Annotated in this window: 18 protein-coding genes; 11 read left to right on the forward strand and 7 right to left on the reverse strand. The window is 64.3% G+C overall.

The features are described from left to right. Positions 1 to 7 precede the first annotated feature (7 nt). The 5 genes from AC04PH_RS02975 (at position 8) to AC04PH_RS02995 (ending at position 4,993) form a co-directional block, all read left to right on the forward strand. The gene (locus AC04PH_RS02975; RefSeq protein ID WP_483064255.1) at positions 8 to 787 is read left to right on the forward strand and encodes an IclR family transcriptional regulator; all 780 of its coding nucleotides are present in this window, start codon (positions 8 to 10) and stop codon (positions 785 to 787) included. A 72-nt stretch (positions 788 to 859) separates the two neighbouring features. Next, complete coding sequence (locus AC04PH_RS02980) at positions 860 to 2,371, forward strand: malonate--CoA ligase (RefSeq protein ID WP_483064256.1); 1,512 nt, start codon at positions 860 to 862, stop codon at positions 2,369 to 2,371. Positions 2,372 to 2,437: 66 nt separating this feature from the next. Continuing rightward, on the forward strand, positions 2,438 to 3,616 hold the full coding sequence (locus AC04PH_RS02985; protein ID WP_483064257.1) for an MFS transporter: 1,179 nt from the start codon (positions 2,438 to 2,440) through the stop codon (positions 3,614 to 3,616). Positions 3,617 to 3,681: 65 nt separating this feature from the next. Next, positions 3,682 to 4,704 carry an aspartate-semialdehyde dehydrogenase gene (locus AC04PH_RS02990; protein WP_483064258.1) on the forward strand — a complete coding sequence of 341 codons (1,023 nt, stop codon included), beginning with the start codon at positions 3,682 to 3,684 and terminating at the stop codon, positions 4,702 to 4,704. Positions 4,705 to 4,840: 136 nt separating this feature from the next. Continuing rightward, a complete protein-coding gene (locus AC04PH_RS02995) occupies positions 4,841 to 4,993 on the forward strand; it encodes a hypothetical protein (RefSeq protein WP_483064259.1) in 153 nt (50 codons plus the stop codon). Positions 4,994 to 4,995: 2 nt separating this feature from the next. On the opposite strand, the gene AC04PH_RS03000 is transcribed toward AC04PH_RS02995, so the two are convergent. Both AC04PH_RS03000 and AC04PH_RS03005 read right to left on the reverse strand, forming a co-directional pair. Next, a complete protein-coding gene (locus tag AC04PH_RS03000) occupies positions 4,996 to 5,304 on the reverse strand; it encodes a P-II family nitrogen regulator (RefSeq protein WP_483064260.1) in 309 nt (102 codons plus the stop codon). 3 nt (positions 5,305 to 5,307) lie between these two features. Further along, a complete protein-coding gene (locus AC04PH_RS03005) occupies positions 5,308 to 6,285 on the reverse strand; it encodes a sodium-dependent bicarbonate transport family permease (protein ID WP_483064261.1) in 978 nt (325 codons plus the stop codon). Between the two features lie 138 nt (positions 6,286 to 6,423). Here AC04PH_RS03005 and AC04PH_RS03010 point away from each other — a divergent pair, with 138 nt between their 5' ends. Then, entirely contained in the window at positions 6,424 to 7,455 is a 1,032-nt protein-coding gene (locus AC04PH_RS03010) for an NADP-dependent oxidoreductase (protein ID WP_483064262.1), read from the forward strand. A gap of 3 nt (positions 7,456 to 7,458) precedes the next feature. On the opposite strand, the gene AC04PH_RS03015 is transcribed toward AC04PH_RS03010, so the two are convergent. Then, positions 7,459 to 8,106: a carbonic anhydrase gene (locus AC04PH_RS03015; protein ID WP_483064263.1), complete on the reverse strand. Its 648-nt coding sequence runs from the start codon at positions 8,104 to 8,106 to the stop codon at positions 7,459 to 7,461. A 114-nt stretch (positions 8,107 to 8,220) separates the two neighbouring features. Between AC04PH_RS03015 and AC04PH_RS03020 the strand changes: the two genes are divergently transcribed. The 3 genes from AC04PH_RS03020 (at position 8,221) to AC04PH_RS03030 (ending at position 10,930) form a co-directional block, all read left to right on the forward strand. Then, on the forward strand, positions 8,221 to 8,646 hold the full coding sequence (locus AC04PH_RS03020; RefSeq protein WP_483064264.1) for a hypothetical protein: 426 nt from the start codon (positions 8,221 to 8,223) through the stop codon (positions 8,644 to 8,646). A gap of 62 nt (positions 8,647 to 8,708) precedes the next feature. Then, positions 8,709 to 10,091 carry a leucyl aminopeptidase family protein gene (locus AC04PH_RS03025; RefSeq protein ID WP_483064265.1) on the forward strand — a complete coding sequence of 461 codons (1,383 nt, stop codon included), beginning with the start codon at positions 8,709 to 8,711 and terminating at the stop codon, positions 10,089 to 10,091. Next, the gene (locus tag AC04PH_RS03030) at positions 10,088 to 10,930 is read left to right on the forward strand and encodes a C40 family peptidase (RefSeq protein WP_483064266.1); all 843 of its coding nucleotides are present in this window, start codon (positions 10,088 to 10,090) and stop codon (positions 10,928 to 10,930) included. The genes AC04PH_RS03025 and AC04PH_RS03030 overlap by 4 nt, the downstream gene beginning before the upstream one ends. 44 nt (positions 10,931 to 10,974) lie before the next feature. On the opposite strand, the gene AC04PH_RS03035 is transcribed toward AC04PH_RS03030, so the two are convergent. The 3 genes from AC04PH_RS03035 to AC04PH_RS03045 form a co-directional block, all read right to left on the reverse strand. Continuing rightward, complete coding sequence (locus tag AC04PH_RS03035) at positions 10,975 to 11,310, reverse strand: DUF2794 domain-containing protein (RefSeq protein ID WP_483066139.1); 336 nt, start codon at positions 11,308 to 11,310, stop codon at positions 10,975 to 10,977. Between the two features lie 226 nt (positions 11,311 to 11,536). Further along, on the reverse strand, positions 11,537 to 11,848 hold the full coding sequence (locus AC04PH_RS03040) for an I78 family peptidase inhibitor (RefSeq protein WP_483064267.1): 312 nt from the start codon (positions 11,846 to 11,848) through the stop codon (positions 11,537 to 11,539). After that, positions 11,839 to 12,096 (reverse strand): I78 family peptidase inhibitor, encoded by a 258-nt coding sequence (locus AC04PH_RS03045; protein WP_483064268.1) that lies wholly within the window; start codon positions 12,094 to 12,096, stop codon positions 11,839 to 11,841. The genes AC04PH_RS03040 and AC04PH_RS03045 overlap by 10 nt, the downstream gene beginning before the upstream one ends. A 117-nt stretch (positions 12,097 to 12,213) precedes the next feature. On the opposite strand from AC04PH_RS03045, the gene AC04PH_RS03050 reads away from it, so the two are divergent. Further along, positions 12,214 to 13,326, forward strand: coding sequence for an S-(hydroxymethyl)glutathione dehydrogenase/class III alcohol dehydrogenase (locus AC04PH_RS03050; protein ID WP_483064269.1), 1,113 nt, complete (start codon positions 12,214 to 12,216; stop codon positions 13,324 to 13,326). 67 nt (positions 13,327 to 13,393) lie between these two features. Then, positions 13,394 to 14,449 carry a serine hydrolase domain-containing protein gene (locus AC04PH_RS03055; RefSeq protein WP_483064270.1) on the forward strand — a complete coding sequence of 352 codons (1,056 nt, stop codon included), beginning with the start codon at positions 13,394 to 13,396 and terminating at the stop codon, positions 14,447 to 14,449. On the opposite strand, the gene AC04PH_RS03060 is transcribed toward AC04PH_RS03055, so the two are convergent. Next, entirely contained in the window at positions 14,446 to 15,072 is a 627-nt protein-coding gene (locus AC04PH_RS03060) for a TetR/AcrR family transcriptional regulator (RefSeq protein WP_483064271.1), read from the reverse strand. The two genes, AC04PH_RS03055 and AC04PH_RS03060, sit on opposite strands and share 4 nt — an antisense overlap. Positions 15,073 to 15,081 lie beyond the last annotated feature (9 nt).

Genomic DNA, 15,081 nt, shown 5'->3' on the forward strand with positions numbered 1-15,081 from the left:
ATATCCCATGGCGGCTGACGACCTGCGTGGCAAACAGACCATCCCGACCAACCTGCGCCTGCTTTTGGTGCTGGAGGAGGTGGCCGCCATCGGGGTGCCTGTGACCCCGACGGAAGTGAACGCCAAGCTGGGCCTGCCGAAACCCACGATCCACCGGCTGTTTTCGACGCTGGAGGCCGAAGGCTTCCTGCAACGCGATCTCGACGGGCGATCCTACAGCCCCGGCGGACGGCTGCGGCGGTTGTCGGTCAACGTGTTTTCGTCGTTGCGAATCAGGGCGGCCCGCTTGGCCGTGCTGAAATCGCTGGCCGCCGAGGTGGGCGAAACCTGCAATATCGCCACGCCGGATCGTGACGCAATGACCTATCTCGACAGGGTGGAGACGAAATGGCCACTGCGCATCCAGCTGCCCATCGGCACGTCGGTGCCGTTTCACTGCACCGCCAGCGGCAAGATGTATCTGTCGACACTGCGCCCGGCGCATCTGGATCAGTATCTGAACGCGGCCCCGCTGCGGCAGCAGACCGCACAGACCATCACCGATCCGCCGACCCTGACGATGGAACTGCGCGGGATCGCGCGGCGCGGCTATGCGACCGACAACGCGGAATTCATGGACGATATGGTCGCCATCGCGGTACCGATCGCGGATGAAACCGGGCGTCTGTTGTCCACCCTGTCGATCCACGCCCCGGTGCAGCGGATCGACATTGCCGGGCTCGAATCCTATCTGCCGCTGATGCAGGAGACGGCGGCCAAGCTGGCCCGGCTGGTGATGGACGACTAGGGCGCGGATGCGGTTCCGGTTTCGCGCGGCGCGCGGTAGGCTGGTGCCGTATGATCCGCCGAAGGTCCGACCATGACGAACCCCCTCTTTTATGAACTATTCGGCCGCCACGCTGACAGCGATGAGGTATTCCTGACGCTGCTTGATGGCACCTCGATCTCCTACAGAGATTTCGTGGCGCAGGCGGGGCGTATCGCACAGGTGTTGCAGGACGCAGGTGCCGTGTCCGGTGACCGCATCCTGTTGCAGGCGGAAAAGTCGGTGACGGCGCTTGCCGTCTATGCGGCTTGCGTGCGCGCGGGGCTGCTGCTGGTGCCGCTCAACCCCGCCTATACCGCCGCCGAGGTCGGGTATTTTGTGCAAGATGCCGATCCGGCGGTGATCATCGTTCACCCGGCGAAGGCGACGGCCCTGCGCGATATAGTCGTGGATGCGTCACCAGTGGTGCTGACACTGGGCCGGGACGGGTCCGGAACACTTGCCGACAGGGCGGCGGCGGCGGGTGGCAGCGCACCGGTCGCGCCGCGCGCACCCGACGACCTCGCCGCGATCCTTTATACGTCCGGCACCACAGGGCGGTCGAAGGGCGCGATGCTGACGCAGCGCAACCTGCTGTCGAACGCGCGGGTGCTGGCAGAGGCATGGCGGTTCACGGACGATGACGTTCTGCTCCACGCACTCCCCATCTTTCACACGCACGGTCTGTTCGTCGCGACCAACATCACCCTGCTTGCAGGCGGGCGGATGGTGTTCTTCCCGACATTCGATCTGGACGGGCTGATCGCGCACATGCCGCGGGCGACCGCGCTGATGGGCGTGCCAACGTTCTACACCCGCTTGTTGGCGGCGAAGGGTTTCGATGCGGCCCTCACCGCGAAAATGCGGCTGTTCGTGTCCGGCTCCGCGCCGCTCTTGGCCGAAACCCACCGTGCGTTTACCGCGCGGACCGAGCATCGCATCCTCGAACGCTACGGCATGACCGAAACCAATATGAGCACCTCGAACCCCTATGAGGGCGAACGCCGCGCGGGCACCGTCGGTCTGCCCCTGCCGGGGGTAGAGGCGAAGGTCTGCGATGGCGCGGGCAGGGAGCTACCGCGCGGAGAGATCGGCACGCTGGAGGTGCGGGGCGACAACGTTTTTGCGGGCTATTGGCAGATGCCCGACAAGACCGCGGCGGAACTGCGGGAAAACGGGTTCTTCATCACCGGCGACCTCGCCACGATGTCGGACGACGGCTACGTCACAATCGTCGGGCGCGGCAAGGATCTGATCATCGCGGGCGGTCTGAATATCTACCCCAAGGAGGTCGAGGACGTGCTGGACCGGGTTCCGGGTGTGATCGAGAGTGCCGTGATCGGCGTGCCGCACCCCGATCTGGGCGAGGCGGCACTGGCGGTTCTGGTGTTGGACGGCCCGTTGCCGGAGGAGGCGATTGCCGCTGCCTTGGTCGATAGCCTGGCAAAGTTCAAACACCCGCGCGCGCTCGTCGCCGTCGATGCGCTGCCGCGCAACACCATGGGCAAAGTGCAAAAGGCCGCCCTGCGCCAAACCTACGCAGCCCATTTCACGCCACGCCCCTGACGCGGCTTGCCCCTGTCGGGCGGGCGTGCCAACAGATTGCCAAGGGTTCAGCAAAGGGCGCACTCCATGAAAGCCAGTATCGCCATCCTTGTCGCGGCCTATGCGATGTCGCAGTTCTTCCGGGCGTTTCTGGCGGTGCTGACGCCTGCGCTGGACCGCGACATCGGGGCGACGGCGGACGATCTGGCGCAGGCGTCGGGCCTGTGGTTTCTGGCCTTCGCCGCGATGCAGATACCCGTGGGCGCGATGCTGGATCGTGTTGGGCCGCGGATCACGGCGGCCCTGATCTTTGCGCTGGGCGGTGCCGGTGGGGCAGCCGCCTTTGCACTGGCGCAATCGCCGCTGCACATCAGCCTCGCGATGGCGCTGATCGGGGTCGGCTGTTCGCCGGTGCTGATGGCGGGATACTACATCTTTGCAAAGGTCTATTCGCCCGCGGTCTTCGCCACATTGGCCGGGGCCATGATCGGGCTGGGATCGCTCGGCAATCTGGCGGGATCGGCCCCGATGGCCTGGTCGGTGGCGACTTTCGGTTGGCGCGAGACGATGTTCGGGCTGGCGGTGCTCTGCCTCGTGATCGCGGCGCTGATCTGGATTTTCGTCAAGGACCCGCCGCGCGTGGTGCACGCACAGCGCGGCTCCGTGCTGGACCTGCTGAAGATGCCCGTGCTCTGGCCGATCTTCGCGATCATCTTCGTGTCCTACGCGCCCGCGGCGGGCTTGCGCGGCCTCTGGGCCGGGCCCTACATGGCCGAGGTCTTCGGGCTGGACGCCACAGGCATCGGGCGCGCGACCTTCGTGATGGCGCTGGCGATGATCGCCGGAAGTTTCATCTACGGCCCGCTTGATCGGTTGTTCGGCACCCGCAAGGGCGTGATCCTCGTGGGCAACCTGATCGGGCTGGCGGCGCTGCTGGCGTTGTGGATGTTCCCGGCGGACAGCGTCGTGCTTGCCACCGTTCTTCTGGCTATCGTCGGTCTGGCGGGTGCCAGCTTCCCGATGATCATCGCACACGGCAAGGCGTTCCTGCCGCCCCACCTGACCGGGCGGGGGGTGACGCTGATGAACCTCTTCGGCATCGGCGGCGTCGGCGTCATGCAATTCGCCACCGGCCGCCTGTTCGAGGCGAGCCGGATCGACACCAAGGCCACGACCGAGAGTTTCGCCCTCATCTTCCTGTTCTTTGCCATCGTGCTGGCGCTGGGTCTTTTCGCCTACGCCTTCAGCCGTGACCGCACCGACTGACGCGACCCCCTTCCTTTCGCTGCACCTGCACGGTAAAGGGGCGCATTGCTAGAAGGACAGGACCAATGGGTTACAGAATCGCCGTCGTCGGGGCCACGGGCAACGTGGGCCACGAAATGCTGAACATCCTCGCGGAACGCGCGTTCCCGGTGGACGAGATTGCCGCGCTTGCCAGTCGGAAATCGCTGGGCACCGAAGTGTCCTTCGGCGACAAGACCCTGAAGACCCTCGATCTGGACACCTTCGATTTCACTGGCTGGGACATGGCGCTCTTCGCCGTGGGGTCCGAAGCGACGAAGAAATATGCGCCCAAGGCCGCCGCCGCGGGCTGTGTGGTGATCGACAACTCCTCGCTCTACCGCTACGACGCGGACATCCCGCTGATCGTGCCGGAGGTGAACCCGGAGGCGATCCACGGCTACGCCAAGAAGAACATCATAGCCAACCCCAACTGCTCCACCGCACAGATGGTCGTAGCCCTCAAGCCGCTGCACGACCGCGCGAAGATCAAGCGCGTCGTGGTCAGCACCTATCAATCCGTGTCCGGTGCCGGAAAGGCCGGCATGGACGAGTTGTGGGATCAGACCAAGAGCATCTACAACCCGACCGACGACAAATCCTACGACACGTTCACCAAGCAGATCGCCTTCAACGTGATCCCGCATATCGACGTGTTCATGGAAGACGGTTCGACCAAGGAAGAATGGAAGATGGTCGCCGAGACGAAAAAGATCGTCGACAAGTCCATCAAGGTCACCGCGACCTGCGTGCGCGTCCCGGTTTTCGTCGGCCACTCCGAAGCGGTGAACATCGAGTTCGAGGATTTCCTGGACGAGGACGAGGCCCGAGACATCCTGCGCGAGGCACCGGGCATCATGGTGATCGACAAGCGCGAAAACGGCGGCTACGTCACGCCGATTGAATGTGTCGGCGACTACGCGACCTTCATCAGCCGCATCCGGCAGGACAGCACCATCGACAACGGTCTGAACCTGTGGTGCGTGTCCGACAACCTGCGCAAGGGGGCCGCATTGAATGCGGTCCAGATTGCAGAGCTGTTGGGGCGGGAGTGCCTGAAAAAAGGCTAAGTAATCCAGCGATTTATTCTGAAAAGCGGCGCAGATGTGGTTCTGCGCCGCCTTTTTTTGCGGCTTTTATGAAACTCTTTTGTGGCGGCGGCGTGGCTTGGGACGTGTGGGGGCGCACAAACGAACGAGACTGCCAATGACCCGTGCCATCGCAATGTTCCGCGCCACCCTGTCACGTAATTCATTCAGCGAAACGCCGTCCGCCCCACGCGATACGGCCCGCGACGTCCAGCTGACCCGCGAGGAGCTGGCCAAACTGTTCGCGCAAGAGCTTGGCTACGCGGGTTGATCCTAGAACCGTTCCGCCCGCAGCACTTGCGCATCGACGACCGACACGACCCCGATGTGCGGTTCGACGACGGCGAATGCCGCTTCCAGCAGCGGGTCGAGCCGTTCGGGCGCGATGATGCAGATCACTGCGACCATGCCCGCGCGGCCCACCTGACCCTCGCGTGACCAGTTACCGGACCGGCCCGAACCGCCTAGCACCGGAAGGACGGTAAACCCCGTTACCCCCGCATCCAGCAACGCCTGTTTCAGACGCCGTTCCAGCGGGGCCTCGATCACGATTTCCACGCGCTTTGCGGTATGGGTCTTCATCGGTCAGGCTCCTGTCATGGCCCGGGCGATGGCCAGATAGATCGGGATGCCCAGGGTCAGGTTGAAGGGGAATGTGACGCCGAGCGACAGCGTCAGATAGACAGCCGGATTGGCCTGCGGCAGGGCGACACGCATCGCGGCGGGCACTGCGATATAGGACGCGGAAGCGGCCAGCACCATCATCAGCACCACGCCGCCCACCGACAGCCCGACCAGCATACCCAGGATCAGACCAGCGATGCTGCCGATCATCGGCATGACAATCGCAAAGGCCACCATCGGCAGGTTGACCACACCGCGCGCCTGCCGCAGCCCGCGCCCCGCGATCAGGCCCATATCCAGCAGGAACAGGCACAGCACGCCCTTGAACGGATTGACGATGAACGACGAAATTTCTGCCAGCCCCTTTTCCCCGGTCACCGCACCGATGGCGAAAGACCCGACCAGCAACACGATGGACCCGTTCAACAGGATCTCGCGCATCAGCCCCGGTGCCATCTTGCCACCTACGCCACCTCGCGCGACCAGCCAGAGTGCCGACAGGATCGCCGGTGCCTCCATCGCCGCGGCGACGGCGACCATGTAGCCCTCGGCGGAAATCATGCGCCCTTCGAGCACGGATGTCGCGGCCACGAAGGTCACGATGGAGATGGAGCCATAATGCGCGGCCACGGCGGCGGCATCCACACGGTCCAGCTTGGTGATCAGCCGCAACAGGGCGAAAGCGACGAACGGCAGACCGAAGGACAGCACGACACCGGCGGCAATCGCCGCCAGCAAGGTGCCGTCGACCCCGTGCGCCGAAACGGCGGCCCCGCCCTTGAAGCCGATGGCGAACAGTAGGTAGATCGACATGCCTTTGGCCACGGCCTCGGGGATCGTCAGGTCGGACCGGGCAAGTGCTGCGGCCAGACCCAGCGCAAAGCTGAGGATGATCGGAGAGATCAGGTTGCTGCCCGCAAGCGATAGAATTTCCGACATGATCCGCCCCGCATCACTTTGCCCGTTGTCTTAGCGTCGGCAACGCGCCGCGCCTAGCGAAATCCGGCGGATGCTGTTGCCCGCGGACGATCTGCACTAGGTTTGGCAGGAGAACCTTCGACAGGGAAAGATCACCTCATGCCACAATCCGCCGACACCAACCGCCGCATCGTTCTGGCCGAACGCCCGCGCGGGCTGCCTGACGACAATACCCTGCGGCTGGAAACGGCTGATGTGCCCCGTCCCGGCAAGGGCGAGATGCTGCTGCGCACCCGCTACCTGTCTATCGACCCCTACATGCGCGGGCGGATGAACGACGCGAAATCCTATGCCACCCCGGTGGCCATCGGCGGCGTGATGACGGGGCAGGTTGTGGCCGAGGTGATGGAGAGCGACTGCGACGGTTTCGCCAAGGGCGATCTGGTCGTCGCGGGTAGCGGCTGGCAGGACTATGACTTATCTGACGGCAAAGAGGTGCTGAACCTCGGCCCGGACCCCGACAAACCGTCCTGGGCGCTGGGTGTTCTGGGAATGCCGGGGTTTACCGCGCACGCCGGGTTGCTGAATATCGGTGAACCGAAAGCGGGCGAAACCCTTGTGGTCGCCGCCGCCTCCGGCCCCGTCGGCGCGACGGTCGGCCAGATCGCAAAGATCAAGGGATGCCGCGTTGTCGGCGTGGCAGGCGGCGCGGACAAATGCCGCCATGTGACGGGCACCCTCGGCTTCGATGCCTGCATCGACCACCGCGCAGACGATTTCGCCGATCAACTGAAAACCGCCTGCCCGGACGGGATCGACATCTACTGGGAGAACGTCGGCGGCAAGGTGCTCTATGCCGTCCTGCCGCTCCTGAACCCCTTTGCCCGCGTGCCCGTCTGCGGTGTCGCCGGGTGGTATAACCTGAGCAAGCTGCCCGACGGGCCGGACCGGGGGCCGTCGATCCTGAGCACGATCCTGAAAATGAAGGTAAAGATGCAGGGCTTCATCATCTTCGACAATTTCGGGCGCGACGACTACAAGGCTTTCCGCAAGGATATGGAAGGCTGGCTGGCGGACGGCAGCATCGCTTACCGCGAACAGGTGGTCGAGGGGCTGGAGAACGCCCCGCAGGCCCTGAACGATGTCCTGCTGGGCGACAGTTTCGGCAAGGTTGTGGTGAAAGTCGGCTGAAGCTCAGATCGGCAGGTAGCTGCCGGTTTCCGGGTCATAGACCTCCAGCGACCCGTCGGCGATGTTGTTCCACAGCCCGTGCAGGGACAGGGTGCCATCCTTCACCGCCTGTTCGACAAAGGGAAACGTCATCAGGTTCTCCAGACTGACCAGCACCGCCTCTTTTTCAAGCGCGGTCTTGCGGGTCTCGTCGTCGCCGTCGGGCAGGCGGTTGAAACCGGGGCGCAGGATGTCCATCCAGCGCCCGACAAAGCTGCTTTTCTCTTCCAGTTCGGGGGCGTTGCCCGAACACATCTCATAGCAGCCTTCGCACCCGCCGCAGCCCGAATGCCCCAGCACCACCAGATGCGCGACCTTCAGCGCGTTGACCGCATATTCGACGGTGGCAGAGGTGCCGTGATGATCACCGTCCGGCGCGTAGGGCGGCACCAGATTGGCGATGTTGCGGTGGATAAAGAACTCGCCCTGATCGGCCCCGAAGATGGCCGTGACATGCACCCGGCTGTCACAGCAGGAGATCACCATGGCGCGCGGGCGCTGGCCCTCGTCGGCAAGGCGTTTGTACCAGCCCTTGTTCTCGGCATAGGTGGTGGCCTTCCAGCCGTGATAGCGTTTGGTCAGGTATTCGGGCAGCGGACGGGCGAATTCCATGGCATTGTCCCTTTCTTTTCGTCAAATTTCACTAAGCCGGATTTGCGATGATTTCGAGAGATAATTGCCCGCCGTATCAACTATCTGGATACCAAGCACCGCTAAGACGGGGCCATGACCTATCAAAGCCCCCTTCCGGCCCATGTGCCCACCCGTTCCGCCAGCGTTTCGGTCCTGCGATGCCACGAGGTATTCACGATGGATCCCGCTCCGCTCGAACTTCTGTTTCTCGATCTCTCCGAACACGAGGCAGAGGCGATGATCTGCCGTGCGCTTGAAGATATCGCGCATCGGCTGGATCGCCTGCACGAGGCCCGCGCGGGCGGCAACCTGTCACAGATGTGCAAGCCGGCGCGCCGCGTCGCCGCGATCGCGTTGCAGATCGGGCTGACGACGGTGGCGACGACGGCCGACAACGTGGCAGAGGCGGCACAGGGGCAGGGCGGGGTGGCCGTGGGGGCGACACTGGCCCGCCTTGAACGCGCTTTCGACCTGGCCGTCAGCCAGATCTGGACCTTCCGCCGCAATCGCCCGGTCTAGGCATCCCTTGCGGTCGCGTCTGCGGTCGGTAGTCTGGGGCAAACCTGACCCAAGGACACCCCATGCCGCTGACGTTCGCCGCGCCGACCGACGATGCCATCGACCTGCATATCGTCACCCCCGACACGCTGTCCGAAGTCCTGTCCTCGCTCCCCGGACCGGCACAGACATTTGCCGCGCTGCAGGGGTTCGACGCCAGGATCGGTGAGGCGGTGATGCTGCCCGACGCTTTGGGCGGGGCGCAATGCGCGCTGATCGGCATCGGCACCGAAGCGGCGCGCCGGCGCGGTCGGTTCGCCGTCGCGGCAGGGGCGGGCAAACTGCCGGCCGGCACGTATCGCATCGTGTCGGGGCTGACGCCTGCGACGGCAGAAGAATCGGCGCTGGGGTGGCTGCTGGCGGGTTACCGCTTTAACCGCTACGCCAAGGGCAATGCGCTCGCCGCGCGTCTTGTCGCGCCCGACGGGGTCGACGCTCGGCGGCTGGAGACCATCGCGGCGGGAGAGGCGCTGACCCGCGATCTGATCAACACGCCCGCCTCCGACATGGGACCGCAAGAGCTTGAGGACGCGGCCCGCGATCTGTGTCACCGCCACGGTGCCGCGATCACGGTCACGGTGGGCGACGACCTGCTGGCGCAGAATTTGCCGATGATCCACACCGTCGGCCGCGCCTCGCAGCGCGCGCCGCGCCTGATCGATTTAAGTTGGGGCGATGCCGGGCCGACGCTGGTGCTGGTGGGCAAGGGCGTCTGTTTCGATACCGGCGGGCTGAACATCAAGCCCGGCAGTTCCATGGGCCTGATGAAAAAGGACATGGGCGGTGCCGCAACCGTGCTGGGGCTGGCGCATATGATCATGGGGCTGGGCCTGAAACTGCGCCTGCGGGTGCTGATCCCGGCGGTGGAAAACAGTATCGACGGCAACGCCTTCCGCCCGCAGGATATCCTGACCAGCCGCAAGGGTCTCACGGTCGAGATCAACAACACCGATGCCGAGGGGCGGCTGGTACTGGCCGACGCGCTGGCGCTCGCCGATGAATCCGCGCCCGATCTGATCGTCTCGATGGCAACCCTGACCGGGGCGGCGCGCGTGGCCGTGGGTCCGGACCTCGCCCCGTTCTATACCGACGACGATACCCACGCGGCGGCGATTTCGGATGCGGCGGCGCGTGTCGCCGATCCGGTCTGGCGGATGCCGTTCCACACCCCCTATGAGGCGATGATCGAACCGGGCATCGCCGATCTGGACAACGCGCCGTCGGGCGGCATGGCGGGCAGCATCACGGCGGCGCTGTTCCTGCGCCGGTTCGTCGAAAACGCGCCCTACACCCATTTCGATATCTACGGCTGGCAGCCAAGCGCCAAACCCGCCCGCCCCAAAGGCGGCGTGGGCATGGGCGCACGCGCGATGCTGGACGCATTGCCAAAGCTGCTGAACCTATGAGCGACCGGCGGCTGACACCCGCGAACGGACGGGTGGCCGCGCTGCACCTGCAGGGCCAGGTCACGGCGGACAGGTTCGTGGCCGGTGAAAGGCAGTCGGTCGCCGTGTCCGTGACCGATCTTTGCGCGCAGCCCGGCGGCGCGCGCGACCGGCAAATCCTGCTGGGCGCGAAGATTACGGTGTTTGACGATCGCGACGGCTGGTCTTTCGTTCAAACCGCCGCCGACGGTTATGTCGGCTACGTGGCCACCGATGCGCTGGGCGCACCTGTCGAACCAACGCATCGCGTCGCCACACCGGCGACCCACGCCTACCGCGACGAGGATTTCAAATCACCCGACCTGATGGCGCTCAGTTTCGGTGCCCGGCTGCGGGTCGTGGACGAGCGGCGCAAGTTCTTCGAGACGCCGCAGGGCTACATCCCCAAGAAACACCTACGCCCGCTTGACCGCCCCTTTGCCGACCCCGCTGGCATCGCGCAGCTGTTTTTTGGCGTACCCTATCTCTGGGGCGGCAACTCCATCCGCGGGATCGACTGTTCCGGGCTTGTGCAGGCCGCGCTGATGGCTTGCGACATATACTGCCCGGCGGACAGCGACATGCAGCGCGCCGAGACCGGGCAGATGTTGCCGCCGGATGCGGCGCTGCAACGCGGGGACCTGATGTTCTGGAAAGGCCATGTCGGCATGATGGTCGACGCAGAGGTGATGATCCACGCCAACGCGCATCACATGGCCGTCGCCTACGAACCCATCGCCGATGCGATCCTGCGGATCGCGGCACAGGGCGACGGCGACGTGTTGGCGCGCAAACGGTTAACGGGCCTGCGCCAGAATTAACTATCTGTTAATAAGCAACATAATACGTTTCGCATGCGAAACGCCTAGTCGACCGCGCGGATCAGCTTGCGCTCCAGCACCCGCAGCACCTGTCGCAGATCGTCGCCGCGCTTGAGGATCTGCCCGTCCATGCCCACGACCAGATACTGCCCCTGCCGCAGCCGCAGCTTGGGCCGCTTCTCGATCCGGTAAAGCGGGTTTTCCGCGGTGTGACGAAACACCGAAAAAACGGCCACGTCGCGCAGGCTGCTGATGCCATAGTCGCGCCATTCGCCCGCGGCCACCATACGCCCGTAAAGCGTCAGGATCGGGGCCAGTTCCGTGCGGTGAAAGCTGACCTGATCGGGCAGACCGAAGGCGCTGGAGGGGGTGTTCAACATGATCCGAGAGTTGCCGCAAACGGCGGTCAGATCAAGGGCCTTGCGCGACGCAGGCATCGCCGCGAAACGGTCACGCCCCGTTCCAACCCGCGCCACAATCGGGGTGCAGAACACGTCCATAGCAAGAGTGCTACTCCGGCGTCGCGATTATTTGCCCCCACCCAGTTCGTGACGTCGGAGGACTTTTGCTGCTCCCCAAAACCAGAAGCACCACGACCGCAAACGATCAACCGCAGGTCAGCTCAGATATCGCACCGGCCGCGTTCACCCGGAAGTTCAGCCGTGCGGGCACGTAATCCTGCGTGACGATACTGCCCGGGCGGATTACGCGGACCTCGCGCAGGATCAGGATCCGTTCGAGCGCCGTGGCGTCCTGTCCGATCAGCACAGCATATTGTTCGGCACCACAGGTGTCGTCCAGCCCGGTCGGGTAGGATCCGCTGATCTGCGCACCGGGGCGCTCGCCTCCGGTCGGGGGGGTGGTCGTGGCGCAGGCGGCAAGCCCGGCGCAAAGTGCAATCGAGATGGCTAACCGCATGATATCCTCGTGATCAGACCATCGGCGTCGGTAAAGATATTCAGGCGGTCAGGCTGAAAATTGAGCGTCACATCGTCTTCGGGGCCGATGATCCGCGCGTTCAGGTCGGCGGGAAAGGTGGTCGCGGCCAACGGCGCGCCGATCAGCGCCGCATAGCCGTCCTTGCCACAGGTGTCGGGTTGCGTGCCGCCCGACGTTACCGGTGGCGCGCAGGCAGACAGGGCCAGAGAGGCAAGGATCAGTTTCATAACCAGACAGAATCAGGTTTTCGACACTCTGGCAACTGTTTCGGCCGGTCCTGTCCGGGCTTGAAACCCGATCGCGTTTCACGGAACCTGCGCCGTAATCGTAGAGGGAGAGAGAAAATGCGAACACGCGCCGCCGTGGCTCTGGAAGCCGGAAAACCGCTCGAAGTGATGGAAGTCGAACTGGAAGGCCCGCGCGCGGGTGAAGTCCTGATCGAGGTGAAGGCCACGGGGCTGTGTCACACGGATGAATTCACCCGCTCCGGCGACGATCCGGAAGGTATCTTCCCTGCGATCCTGGGCCACGAGGGTGCCGGTGTCGTCATAGAGGTGGGCGAGGGCGTGACTTCGCTTGCGGTCGGCGATCACGTGATCCCGCTCTACACGCCGGAATGCCGTGAATGCGAATATTGCCTGAACCCGAAAACCAACCTCTGCCAGAAAATCCGCAGCACGCAGGGACAGGGGCTTCTGCCCGATGGCTCCACCCGGTTTTCGATGCTCGACGGCACGCCGATTCATCACTACATGGGCTGCTCGACCTTCGCCCATCACACCGTCGTGCCGGAAATCGCGCTGGCCAAGGTGCGCAAGGACGCGCCTTTCGACAAGATTTGCTACATCGGCTGCGGTGTGACGACCGGCATCGGCGCGGTCATCAACACCGCCAAGGTGGAAATCGGCAGCCGCGCGATCGTCTTCGGTCTGGGCGGGATCGGTCTGAACGTCATCCAGGGCCTGCGGCTGGCCGGGGCGGACCAGATCGTGGGCGTTGATCTGAACGACGGCAAGGAAGAGATGGGCCGCCATTTCGGCATGACCGATTTCGTCAACCCGTCGAAAGTCGACGGCGATCTTGTCGCGCATCTGGTGGACCTGACCGGCGGCGGCGCGGACTACACCTTCGATGCGACAGGTAATGTGCAGGTGATGCGGACCGCACTCGAAGCGGCGCACAAGGGCTGGGGCGAAAGCATCATCATCGGCGTGGCCCCTGCCGGAGCGGAAATCAGCACGCGCCCCTTCCAGCTGGTCACAGGCCGCAGCTGGCGTGGCACGGCCTTCGGCGGTGCGTCGGGCCGGACGGACGTGCCGAAAATCGTCGACTGGTATATGGACGGGAAGATCGAGATCGACCCGATGATCACCCACAAGTTGACGCTGGATCAGATCAACGAAGGGTTCGACCTCATGCACGAAGGCAAGTCGATCCGGGCAGTGGTGGAATTCTGATCGGAGAGGGCTCGCGTTTGGCTTTGCCCTGCGCTACCGCGTTTTGCGGTCGTCATGAGAGCCCGCAATGACGGATCTGCCGGTCAGGCGTGACTATGCCTTCGCGGGGCTTGCCCTAGCGCGGGGGCGCGACGTTTCGTTCAGCGTCAAGACGGCCGCCGGGATCGTGGCCGATCACGACACCATGTTCCGCGTCGCCTCTGTGTCGAAAGGGGTGACGGCGGCGGCCTGCGTCGCGGCGGCACGGGCGGTCGGGATCGGCCCGCCGTTCGACGCGGATGCAGGCGAACTGCTGGGTTTTGCATTGCGGCATCCGGCCTGGCCAAAGACACCGGTCACGCTGCGGATGCTTTTGACCCATACGGCGGGGCTGACCGATCTGGCGCCGCCGGTTCTGCTGGACGGTCTGGCCACACATTGGGACGCGGCGTTGTGTTTCGGGCCGGATCGTCCCGGCACATGCTTTCGCTACAGCAACCTCGGCTACATCCTGCTGGCGGCGATCGCGGAGCGTCTGTCGGGGCGGCGGTTCGACGTATTGGCACAGGCGACGGTTTTGCAGCCGATGGGCGTCACCGGCGGATTCAACTGGTCAGGGGTCGACGCCAAGTCGCGCCGCGCTGCCCTGCCGACGTTTCGCACCGACGGGGTGCGCTACCTCCCCCAGATCGACGACGCGGTTCCGGATACAGGCGTGACCCATCCGCTGGGCGGTGTAATTGCAGAGGCCGGCTATCGCCTTGGCGAGCATACGGCACAACTGTCGCCGCAGGGCGGCTTGCGGACCTCTTTGGCGAGTATGTTGGCGCTGGCGCGCGCGCTGGCCGACGCCCCGCCAGACCCGCTCTGGCGCGAAGGGGACGATGATGGGGTTCTGCTGGACGGGGTATTCCAGCATTACGGTCTTGGTCTTCAGTATTTCGACAGCCCACGGTTCTATCCCCGCCCCCTGATCGGCCACTTCGGCAATGCTTACGGTTTCAACGGTGGTATCTGGTATGACCGCGCGGCCGACACCGCCTTTGCCTATGCGCTGAACGGGCTGGATGTCGGCGATGAAAGCGACGCATTCTCACCGGACGAGCGTGCGATTTTCGATCATGTCGCGCGCGTCGCCGCCTAATCCGCGGCGCTGCCGTAGTGCGACATGAACATATCGACCGCGCCGGTGATGATCCGGGTCTTTTCTCTGTCGGTGAACGTCGTGTTCATGTTGAAGACCATCCGCGGGAAAATATCGGCCTTGCACAGTTCCGCAAATTGATCCGCCGCCAGTTCCGTATCTTCCACGATAAGCGCGTCTTCCGCGACGGCGGCGGCGATAAACTCCATCAGCTTCGCGCGCACCAGCATCGGGCCGCTTTCGTAGAATTCCTGTCCAAGCTCGGGGAACCGGTCGCTTTCACCGACGCAAATCCTGAAGATCCGCTGACCGAATGGCGAGGTCAGAAATTCCAGAAACTGCGAGGCCACATTGGTCAGAACCTCGCGCACCGGCATACCCATGTCGATGATGTCGATGGCGGTTTCGGCCTGTCGCCTGCATTCGCTGCGGGCGACCTCCATGAACAACAGCCGTTTGTCGGGAAAGTAGCTGTAGAGTGTGGCCTTGGACACCTGCGCCGCCCTCGCGATATCGTCGACGCTGGCGCCCTCGAAACCGTCAGACATGAAGACGTCGCGCGCGCCTTTCAGCACCTGGTCGAACTTGCGTCCACGTTTGATATCCGGGCCTCCGTCGGGCATTTCGCCTCC

This window comes from Yoonia sp. KMU-150, from assembly GCF_056858355.1.

Excerpts from the sequence above, each read along its gene's own strand:
- AC04PH_RS02975 (WP_483064255.1), top strand. The coding sequence starts at position 8 with ATGGCGGCTGACGACCTGCGTGGCAAACAGACCATCCCGACCAACCTG.
- AC04PH_RS02980 (WP_483064256.1), top strand. The coding sequence starts at position 860 with ATGACGAACCCCCTCTTTTATGAACTATTCGGCCGCCACGCTGACAGC.
- AC04PH_RS02985 (WP_483064257.1), top strand. The coding sequence starts at position 2,438 with ATGAAAGCCAGTATCGCCATCCTTGTCGCGGCCTATGCGATGTCGCAG.
- AC04PH_RS02990 (WP_483064258.1), top strand. The coding sequence starts at position 3,682 with ATGGGTTACAGAATCGCCGTCGTCGGGGCCACGGGCAACGTGGGCCAC.
- AC04PH_RS02995 (WP_483064259.1), top strand. The coding sequence starts at position 4,841 with ATGACCCGTGCCATCGCAATGTTCCGCGCCACCCTGTCACGTAATTCA.
- AC04PH_RS03000 (WP_483064260.1), bottom strand. The coding sequence starts at position 5,304 with ATGAAGACCCATACCGCAAAGCGCGTGGAAATCGTGATCGAGGCCCCG.
- AC04PH_RS03005 (WP_483064261.1), bottom strand. The coding sequence starts at position 6,285 with ATGTCGGAAATTCTATCGCTTGCGGGCAGCAACCTGATCTCTCCGATC.
- AC04PH_RS03010 (WP_483064262.1), top strand. The coding sequence starts at position 6,424 with ATGCCACAATCCGCCGACACCAACCGCCGCATCGTTCTGGCCGAACGC.
- AC04PH_RS03015 (WP_483064263.1), bottom strand. The coding sequence starts at position 8,106 with ATGGAATTCGCCCGTCCGCTGCCCGAATACCTGACCAAACGCTATCAC.
- AC04PH_RS03020 (WP_483064264.1), top strand. The coding sequence starts at position 8,221 with ATGACCTATCAAAGCCCCCTTCCGGCCCATGTGCCCACCCGTTCCGCC.
- AC04PH_RS03025 (WP_483064265.1), top strand. The coding sequence starts at position 8,709 with ATGCCGCTGACGTTCGCCGCGCCGACCGACGATGCCATCGACCTGCAT.
- AC04PH_RS03030 (WP_483064266.1), top strand. The coding sequence starts at position 10,088 with ATGAGCGACCGGCGGCTGACACCCGCGAACGGACGGGTGGCCGCGCTG.
- AC04PH_RS03035 (WP_483066139.1), bottom strand. The coding sequence starts at position 11,310 with ATGTTGAACACCCCCTCCAGCGCCTTCGGTCTGCCCGATCAGGTCAGC.
- AC04PH_RS03040 (WP_483064267.1), bottom strand. The coding sequence starts at position 11,848 with ATGCGGTTAGCCATCTCGATTGCACTTTGCGCCGGGCTTGCCGCCTGC.
- AC04PH_RS03045 (WP_483064268.1), bottom strand. The coding sequence starts at position 12,096 with ATGAAACTGATCCTTGCCTCTCTGGCCCTGTCTGCCTGCGCGCCACCG.
- AC04PH_RS03050 (WP_483064269.1), top strand. The coding sequence starts at position 12,214 with ATGCGAACACGCGCCGCCGTGGCTCTGGAAGCCGGAAAACCGCTCGAA.
- AC04PH_RS03055 (WP_483064270.1), top strand. The coding sequence starts at position 13,394 with ATGACGGATCTGCCGGTCAGGCGTGACTATGCCTTCGCGGGGCTTGCC.
- AC04PH_RS03060 (WP_483064271.1), bottom strand. The coding sequence starts at position 15,072 with ATGCCCGACGGAGGCCCGGATATCAAACGTGGACGCAAGTTCGACCAG.